General features: G+C 73.8%; 6 protein-coding genes. All 6 read left to right on the top strand.

All coding sequences use genetic code 11. From position 1 onward, the window contains the following. The first annotated feature begins 155 nt into the window (after positions 1-155). The 6 genes from GSY69_RS09450 to trxA all read left to right on the top strand — a co-directional run bounded on the left by GSY69_RS09450 (position 156) and on the right by trxA (position 8,659). On the top strand, positions 156-644 hold the full coding sequence (locus GSY69_RS09450) for an NUDIX hydrolase (protein ID WP_160953610.1): 489 nt from the start codon (positions 156-158) through the stop codon (positions 642-644). Then, the gene (locus tag GSY69_RS09445; protein ID WP_160953609.1) at positions 641-3,046 is read left to right on the top strand and encodes a DUF6049 family protein; all 2,406 of its coding nucleotides are present in this window, start codon (positions 641-643) and stop codon (positions 3,044-3,046) included. Before GSY69_RS09450 ends, GSY69_RS09445 begins: the two co-directional genes overlap by 4 nt. A gap of 89 nt (positions 3,047-3,135) precedes the next feature. Continuing rightward, positions 3,136-4,764, top strand: coding sequence for a murein biosynthesis integral membrane protein MurJ (gene murJ / locus GSY69_RS09440; RefSeq protein WP_160953608.1), 1,629 nt, complete (start codon positions 3,136-3,138; stop codon positions 4,762-4,764). A gap of 32 nt (positions 4,765-4,796) precedes the next feature. After that, positions 4,797-7,274, top strand: a complete 2,478-nt coding sequence (locus tag GSY69_RS09435; protein ID WP_160953607.1) for a protein kinase family protein — start codon at positions 4,797-4,799, stop codon at positions 7,272-7,274. Between the two features lie 106 nt (positions 7,275-7,380). After that, on the top strand, positions 7,381-8,337 hold the full coding sequence (gene trxB, locus GSY69_RS09430; protein ID WP_160953606.1) for a thioredoxin-disulfide reductase: 957 nt from the start codon (positions 7,381-7,383) through the stop codon (positions 8,335-8,337). Position 8,338: 1 nt separating this feature from the next. Next, complete coding sequence (trxA, locus tag GSY69_RS09425; protein ID WP_160953605.1) at positions 8,339-8,659, top strand: thioredoxin; 321 nt, start codon at positions 8,339-8,341, stop codon at positions 8,657-8,659. Positions 8,660-8,673 lie beyond the last annotated feature (14 nt).

Raw genomic sequence — 8,673 nt, 5'->3', positions numbered from 1 at the left:
GGCGGCGCCGCCCGCGGTCCTGCGCGCTGACGCCACCAGGCTACCCAAGGGCGCCGCCCGGTGCCCGTGCGGCCCGCCTCCGGGGCCGCGGGGGCGATCAGGCGCCCGCGGGCGCGCACGGCCAATTCCCCAGACTCGCCCGCTAGGGTGAGGGCATGTCCAGACCGCTGCCGAAGCCCGGGCCCGCGCCCCTGCGCGCCCGCACCGTGGAGGAGACCTCCGCGGGCGGCGTCGTCGTGGACTTCGACTCGGCCGCGCTCGAGGTCGCGATCATCGCCCGCATCAACCGCGCGGGCCGCCTCGAGTGGTGCCTGCCGAAGGGCCACCTGGAGGGCGCGGAGACCCCCGCGCAGGCGGCGCGCCGCGAGGTGGCCGAGGAGACCGGCATCGTCGGCAGCGTCATGGCCCCGCTGGGCAGCGTCGACTACTGGTTCTCCGCCGCCGGCTGCCGGATCCACAAGGTCGTCCACCACTTCCTCCTGCGCGCCGTGGGCGGCCGCCTGACCGTGGACGACGATCCGGATCACGAGGCCGTCGACGCTGCGTGGGTGCCGTTCCGCGAGCTGGGCACGCGACTGTCCTTCGCCAACGAGCGCCGGATCGTCATGGCCGCCGGCCACATGGTGGAGCGGTACGCCTCGTGACCCGCCGTTCCACCCGCCGCGCGACGCGGGCCGCCAGTGCCCTCGCCGCCGCTGCGCTCGCCGCCTCCCCCCTGCTCGTGGGCACCCCCGCCGCGGCCCAGCCCGCGGCCTCGCCGCAGGCCTCGGGCTCCTCCTCCCCCGCCGAGGCGCAGGCGGCCACCGTCGCCGTCACCGAGGTCACCCCCTGGCTGGACAAGGACGGCACGCTCACGCTCAGCGGCACCATCACCGCGCGCACGGAGGTGCGCAGCCCCCGCCTGAGCCTGGGCATCTCCCGGCGCATCCTCGACTCCCGCGACCGCATCGAGTCGTGGTCGGCCTCCCCCTCGCAGTGGCGCGAGGCCGCGGCGGCGCAGGGCACCGCGCAGCGCGACACCTCGAAGCACCCCATCGCAGTGCCGGACATGCCCGCGACGCTGGCCGCCGGCAGCACCACCCGCTTCCGCTTCACTGTCCCGGCCTCGCGCCTGGGGCTCAGCACGTCGGAGCCGCTGGCCACCTGGGGCCCGCGCGGCCTGCGCGTGGGACTGACCGGCAGCTCCGAGCGCGAGGTCACCGCGGACCCCGCCACCGCGTTCACCACCTGGTATCCGAAGCCCAGTGTCCAGCCCACCCGCCTCACGGGCCTCGTGCCGGTCACGCTCACGGCGTTCGGGCAGCGCGGCCTCATCGCCGCCGATGCCCTCGACGACGCGGTCGGCAAGAACGGCGCGCTCACCGCGGCCCTCGCCGCCGCCCGCGCCGAGCGCTCGACCGCGCTCGCCATCGATCCGCGCATCGTCGCCTCCGTCCAGGCCGCCCTGAGCGCGCGGGACGACGACGAGGACGACGATGCCTCACCGGGGGCCACGGACGCCCCGAGCGCGGCGCCCGACGACGAGCAGGACGCGGACCATCCACAGCTGCGGGCATGGTGGGAGGACTTCCGGGCCGAGGCCGCCAAGCACAGCATCGTGGCGCTGCCCTGGGGGGATGCGGATCTCACCGCCCTGAGCGCCGCGGGCCTCGACGCGCAGACGAAGACGGCCCGCGCCTCGGCCGACATCGTGCGCCGAGTCTTCCCGAAGGCGCGCACCGACATCGCCTGGCCGGCCTCAGGAGCCGCCGGGCAGCAGGGGCTGCAGACGGCCCGGCGCGCCGGGGACACCACCGCCGTCCTCGCCGACACGCAGCAGCCGGGCACCGCCTCCTACACCCAGAGCGCCCACTCGCGCCTGTCTCTGGGCGGCGAGGGCTCGGACTCCTCCGGCGGCTCCGACTCGGACTCGGAGCTCGGCACCCTCATCGTCGACACCCGCCTGAGCGCGCTCGCCGGCGGCCTCGGCGATCCGCAGACCCGCGCGGCCGCCATGAGCGAGCTCGTCGCGCAGACGGCCGCCATCACCTCCGAGCGGCCCTCCGACTCCCGCACCGTGCTCATGGCGCTGCCGCGCACGGGCGCCGATCCGTCGTGGCAGCGCGCCACGGCCCTGGCCTCCCAGCTGCCCTGGCTCAAGGGCGACTCGCTGGGTGCGCTGCTGGGCTCGAAGGCCGTGCAGCGCGGCCCCCTCGAGCAGCCCGCGGCGGATTCCGACGACGCGTCGAGCGCGTCCGCCTCTCCGGCCTCGACCGGTGCCGGGAGCACGGCGGGGGGGTCCGCAGGCTCGCAGGCGGGCGGCTTCGGCAGCACCGCCGCCGAGCGCACGGCCGAGCGCACCCGCTCCCAGGGCCTCGACGCGGACAGCCTGCGCCCCCTGGGCCGGCCGGCCGCGGAGCTCGAGCGCTACGCGGCGATCTTCACCGACCCGCAGGCCGCGCGCACCGCGGACAGCCGCATGCTGCTCACCTGCGCCTCGCTCGGCTGGCGCCTGACCGGCTCGCAGGCCGACTGCACGGCGAAGGCGAAGGAGAGCGCCCACTCGCTCACGACGGGAATCGACATCGAGCAGGGCTCCTCCGTCCTCCTCGTCACGGGTGAGAAGACCACCCTGCCCATCACCGTGGAGAACCGCACGGACCGTTCGGCCGCCATGACGGTGCGGCTGACCCCGGAGACCCCGCAGCTGCGCGCCCAGGGCTCCGAGCGCCTCGAGCTCAAGCCGGGCGAGCGCACCCGCGTCGAGGTGCCCATCGAGGGCATCGCCAACGCGGATGTGCGGGTGGGCGTCAGCCTCATCGCGGACAACGGCTTCGTCGTCCCGGGCGATTCGCACACGGTGGTGCGGGTGCGCGCGGACTGGGAGAATATCGGCACCGCCGTCGTGGGCGGCGGAGTCGGCCTCGTCTTCGTCGTCGGCCTCGTGGGCACCATCCGCCGCGGACGCCGCAAGATCCCGGCCAATCAGCTCGATGCCGCGCTCGGCCGCGTTCCGGCCGGCCCGGACGCTCCGGCGCACCCCCCGGAGCGCGATCCGGGCGCCTGAGCCGAACCCGGCCCGCGCCTCAGCGGAGGAGCCCGCACCGACCAACGCACGCACACCCGGACACAGCACCAGACTCAGAAGGAGACCACGTGGCAGGCACGAAAATCGCCTCCCTGGCCCGATCCTCGGCGATCATGACGGCGGGCACGCTCGTCTCGCGCATCCTGGGCCTGGTCAAGACGATGATGCTCGCCCTGGCCATCGGGGTGACCGCCGGCGGTGCCGCGGACGCCTTCGACGTCGCGAACAAGGTGCCGAACAACCTCTACATGCTCCTGGCCGGCGGCGTGCTCAACGCGGTGCTCGTCCCGCAGATCGTGCGCGCGGCCAAGCAGCCGGACGGCGGGCGCGACTTCACCGACCGCCTGCTCACGCTCACCGTGGGCCTGCTCTTCGCCTTCACCGCCATCGCCACGCTCTTCGCGCCGGGCTTCGTCCACCTCTACTCCTCGAACTCGTGGAGCGGGGAGAAGACCGCACTGGCCGTGGCATTCGCCTACTGGTGCCTGCCGCAGATCTTCTTCTACGGGCTCTACACGATGCTCGGCCAGGTGCTCAACGCGAAGTCCTCGTTCGGCCCCTACATGTGGGCGCCGGTGGTCAACAACCTCGTGTCCATGGCCGGCCTCGGGGCGTTCATCCTCATGTTCGGCCCCGGCCGCATGGGCCAGCACGCTGTGGGCACGTGGGATGCGCAGAAGATCACGGTGCTCGCGGGCTCGGCCACCCTGGGCGTCGTTGCCCAGGCGCTCGTGCTCCTGTGGCCGCTCTACCGGATCGGCTTCCGCTACCGCCCCCGCTTTGGCTTCCGCGGGGTGGGCCTGGGCCGGGCCGGCAAGGTCGCGGGCTGGACCTTCGGGGCCGTCCTGCTGGGCCAGCTGGGCTTCATCATCACCTCGCGCGTGGCCTCGCAGGCCTCGTCGAACGGCGCCGAGGTCTCCGCCTCGAACGCCGCGTACTCCGTGGCCTACCTCATCTTCATGCTCCCCCACTCCCTCGTCGCGGTCTCGCTCGCCACCGCCCTGTTCACGCCGCTGAGCTCCGCCGCGGCGGAGGGCGACACGCCCGCGGTCGTCCGCCAGTTCAGCACGGGCACGCGGCTCGTGGGGCTTGTGAACATGTTCTTCACGGCGGCGCTCATCGCGCTGGCCGGCCCGGTCGCCATGGTGATCGGCGGCGGCACGACGGAGCAGGCCATCGCCCTGGGCATCATCATCGTCACGATGGTCCTGGGCCTCGTGCCCTTCAGCGCGAACTATCTGCTGCAGCGCGTCTTCTACGCCTACGAGGACGCCCGCACCCCGTTCTTCGTCCAGGTCCCCCAGGTGCTCATCACCGCCGCCGGCGTCCTCGTCTCCAGCTCCCTCCCGCCGCGGCTCATCGTCGCGGGCATCGGCGCCTCGATGACGCTGGGCTACATCGTCGCGTGCGCGCTCTCCGCCATCCTCCTGCGCCGCCGGATCGGCACCCTGGGCCTGCGCGCGATCATCGGCGCGCACGTGCGGTTCGCGATCGCGGGCATCGTGGCCAGCCTCGCGGGCACCGCGCTGCTGCGCCTCGTGGGGCCCGAGGCGTGGGACACCCAGGTCTCCGCGCTCCTCACCGGCACGTGGATCGGGATCGTCATCCTGGCCCTCTACCTGGGAGTCTGCTGGGTCCTGGGAGTCACCGAGCTCCGCCAGCTGCAGGCGACGGTGAGGGCGAAGCTCAAACGATAGACTGAGCCGGATTCCGACCGGAGGTGATCGCAGTGCCCAAGCTCGACCGAGGGATGGTCATCGCCGACCGCTACGTCGTCTCCGACGTCGTCCGGCCGTGGTTTGCCGACCACCCCGCCGTCGGGTCCGTGTGCGTGGGCCTCGACGCGATCCTCGACCAGCCCGTGCTCCTCTACCTCGCGGACTCCGAGGCCGTCGCCGGCCTCCTCGACGCCGGCCGGCGCGCCTCGCTGCTCACCGACCCGCGGATCCCCGCCGTCCACGACGTCGGCTCCTCCCAGGACTTCGACTTCGTCGTGTGCGAGCGCGCCGGCGGAACTCCCCTGCCGCGCGCGCTGGCGCACGGCCCGCTGAGCCCCGCCGCGGCCACCGCCCTCGTGGGCGAGCTGGCGACCGCGCTCGCCCACGCGGCCAAGCGCGGCCTCCACCACCTCTTCCTCGGCCCGGAGTCGGTGCTCATCACCGATGACAACGACGTCGTGGTCCACGGCCTGGCGATCGACGCGGCCGCGGCGGACCGCCCGTACGGGCTGCGCCTCGACGAGCTCAGCGCGCAGGAGGCCCAGCGCACCGATGCCCTCGCGCTCATCGACATCCTCTACGCGTGCCTGACCGGCACGTGGCCCGGCTCCCAGGAGCGCGCGGGACTGCCGGCCTCCGGCATGAAGAACAGTCGGATCGTGCCCGCCCGCTCCCTGGCCGAGGGCATTCCCGGCGAACTCGAGCAGTTCGTCTCCGGGGTCGTCGCGCAGACGGAGCCCGGGCCCCGCTCGGCCAGCGAGATCGTCCGCTACCTGGGCGAGTGGGACGTCTCCGCCCTCGGCTCCATCGACCGGCGGGCCAGCCAGAGCCGCGACGAGCTCTTCGCCGGCTCCGCGGGCACCATCGCGCAGTCCGTGCGGCCCAGTGCCCCGCTCGCGCCCGTCACCGCAGCCCCCCAGGCGCGCCCCGGCGACAACGAGGGCTCCTCGAGCAGCGGCCGGCGCGCCAGCCCGGCGCAGATGCAGGCGGCCCTGGCCCGCATCGGGATGACGCGCCCGGGCGTGCACGGCGCCGCGGCCGGGGTCTCGGATGCCACGCGCAGCCCGTACGACGACCGCATGAAGATGCGCAGCGCCTCCCGGTTCCCCATCGCCCCGGCCTCCCTCCACTCCGCCTCGCAGGGAGAGCACGAGTGGCAGCCGGAGGACTCCCGCGAGGACTACAGCGCCTACGCGGCCTATGAGCGCGACGACAACCTCACCGCACCGATCCTCGACCGTGAGGCCCTGTGGGACCGCGACACCCCCTGGGGCCGGGAGGCAGCCGGCGGTGGCCCCCGCCCGGAGCCGGACGACGCCGGCCGCGCGCCCGGGCAGTCCGCGCCCGGCCCGGACGCCGCGGCCGACGGGGCTGCCGACGCCCCCGCGGACCGCCCGGCTCCGGTGCCCGCCGAGGAGGACGAGGGCGGGTGGTTCATGGGCGGCATGTTCACCACGCGCGAGGAGCGGTTCGCCGAGCAGCAGGCGGAGTACGAGCGCGAGTCCCGCCTGCGCGAGGCCGCCCTCGAGCGCGCCCGCGCGGACGAGGAGCGCGAGCGGGCGGCGCAGGAGCGCGCCCGTGCCGAGCAGGCGGCCGCCGCCGAGCAGGAGACCGCGCGCCGCCGGCGGGCGCTCAGCGCCGACGAGCGCAGCGACCTCAACGGCGATGCGGCGCACGCCACCGGCTTGCCGGCCGGAGACGGTGGCGCAGCGCCCGCCGGAGCGAACGCCCGCGGCGCAGCCGAGCACGGCGGCCGCGCCGAGCACGGGGACGCCGTGACTGCGGAGACTGCCGGCAGCGGTGCAGGCGCCGCCGGGACGACCCCGGCCGGAGCGACCGCAACCGGAGCAGGCGCCGCCGGTGCCGTGGGCCGCGCGCCCGCCGGGGAGGGCGGCGCGCGCCCGCCGGGGCGCCGCAGCCGCCTGCCCGTGATGCTCGGCGGCCTCGCGATCCTCGTGGGCCTGGGCATCGTCGCCGCCCTCTTCATCCGGCCCGGAGCGGACCGGACCGCGGCGCCGGAGCCCGCAGAGACCTCGGCGAGCGCCCCGAGCGAAACCGCGCAGGGACCCGCGCCCGCCATCGCCTCGGTCACCGCCATCGACCCGCAGGGCGACGGCAAGGAGCACAACGCGGACGCGAAGAAACTGCCCGACGGCGATGGCACCTGGTCCACCGATCGCTACAGCAGCGCGCAGTTCGGCAGCCTCAAGGACGGCCTTGGCCTGCGCATCAAGCTCGAGGAGAGTGCGGCCGTGAAGTCCGTGACGCTCGACTCGAAGCTCTCCGGCGGTTCCTTCGACATCCTCGTGGGCGATTCGGCCAAGCGCGGCGATGCGCGCCGGGTCGGCAGCGGGAAGTTCTCGAAGGCTGACGGCACGCTCACCCTCGACGAACCCGCCGAGGGCTCCTACGTGTTCGTGTGGATCACCGAGCTGCCCAAGTCCTCGACGGGCTACCGCGCGCAGCTGACCAAGGTCGCGGTGGGCTGAGCCCGGCTGCCGCACCCCGGCGCCACAGCCTCGTCCGCGGCCCCGCCCGCACCGGAATACCACTCCCCCACGCGCTGTTGGGCAGGGTGAACAGACAAGGAGAAGCATGACCGACAAGCAGCTCGTCATCATCGGCTCGGGCCCCGCGGGGTACACCGCGGCGATCTACGCCGCTCGGGCCGGCCTCGTGCCGCTCGTCATCGCGGGGTCCGTCACGGCCGGCGGTGACCTCATGACGACGACGGAGGTCGAGAACTTCCCCGGCTTCCCGGAGGGCGTCCAGGGCCCCGAGCTCATGGAGAGCATGCGCGCGCAGGCGGAGCGCTTCGGCGCCGAGGTGCTCTACGACGACGTCGAAACACTGCACATCGAGCCGCGCCGCCACCGCATCACCACCGCACTGGGCGCCGAGTACACCGCCACCGCCGTCATCCTCGCAACCGGCTCGGCCTATCGCGAGCTCGGCCTCGCGGAGGAGAAGAACCTCTCCGGACGCGGGGTGTCCTGGTGTGCGACCTGCGATGGGTTCTTCTTCAAGGACCAGGAGATCGCCGTCGTGGGCGGGGGCGACTCCGCCGTGGAGGAGGCGACGTTCCTCACGCGATTCGCCAAGAAGGTCTCCCTCATCCACCGCCGCGGCGAGCTGCGCGCCTCGAAGGCCATGCGCCAGCGGGCCGAGGCCGACCCCAAGCTCGAATTCGTCCTCGACTCCGAGGTCACGGCGATCCACGGGGCCGACAAGCTCGAGGGCCTCACCATCGCCTCCACCGCGGATGGGCAGACCCGCGAACTGCCGGTGACCGGGCTGTTCGTCGCGATCGGCTCGGATCCGCGCACAGCGCTCTTCGCCGGCCAGCTCGATCTGCGCCCCGACGGCTACCTCGTCGTCGAGGGCCGCTCCTCGCGGACGAGCGCCGAGGGAGTCTTCGGCGCCGGCGATGTCATCGATCCCGTCTACCGGCAGGCGATCACCGCGGCCGGATCCGGCTGCGTCGCCGCGACGGATGCCGAGCACTACCTGTCCGAGCTCAGCGACAGCGAACTCAACACCAAGGAGAAGTGAGATGTCCCAGGAAGTCACCGACGCCGATTTCAAGCAGCAGGTCCTCGAGGCGGACGGGCCCGTGCTCGTCGACTTCTGGGCGCCCTGGTGCGGCCCGTGCCGGATGGTCTCGCCCATCGTCGACGAGATCGCCCAGGAGCACGCGGGCAAGCTGAAGGTCGTCAAGCTCAATACGGACGACAACATGCAGACCGCGGCGCAGTACGGGATCACCTCGATCCCCGCGCTCTACGTCTTCGACAAGGGCGAGGTCGCCAAGACCATCATCGGCGCGCGGCCCAAGCCCGCGCTGGAGAAGGAACTCGCCGACTACATCGGCTGAGACCCGGCCCGTCC

This window comes from Brevibacterium rongguiense (assembly GCF_009857845.1).
GTDB classification, from domain to species: Bacteria; Actinomycetota; Actinomycetes; order Actinomycetales; family Brevibacteriaceae; genus Brevibacterium; species Brevibacterium rongguiense.
Note: the sequence above shows the minus strand (reverse complement) of the source record. Positions and strands in the feature narration are given on the sequence as shown.

Excerpts from the sequence above, each read along its gene's own strand:
- GSY69_RS09450 (WP_160953610.1), top strand. The coding sequence starts at position 156 with ATGTCCAGACCGCTGCCGAAGCCCGGGCCCGCGCCCCTGCGCGCCCGC.
- trxB (WP_160953606.1), top strand. The coding sequence starts at position 7,381 with ATGACCGACAAGCAGCTCGTCATCATCGGCTCGGGCCCCGCGGGGTAC.
- trxA (WP_160953605.1), top strand. The coding sequence starts at position 8,339 with ATGTCCCAGGAAGTCACCGACGCCGATTTCAAGCAGCAGGTCCTCGAG.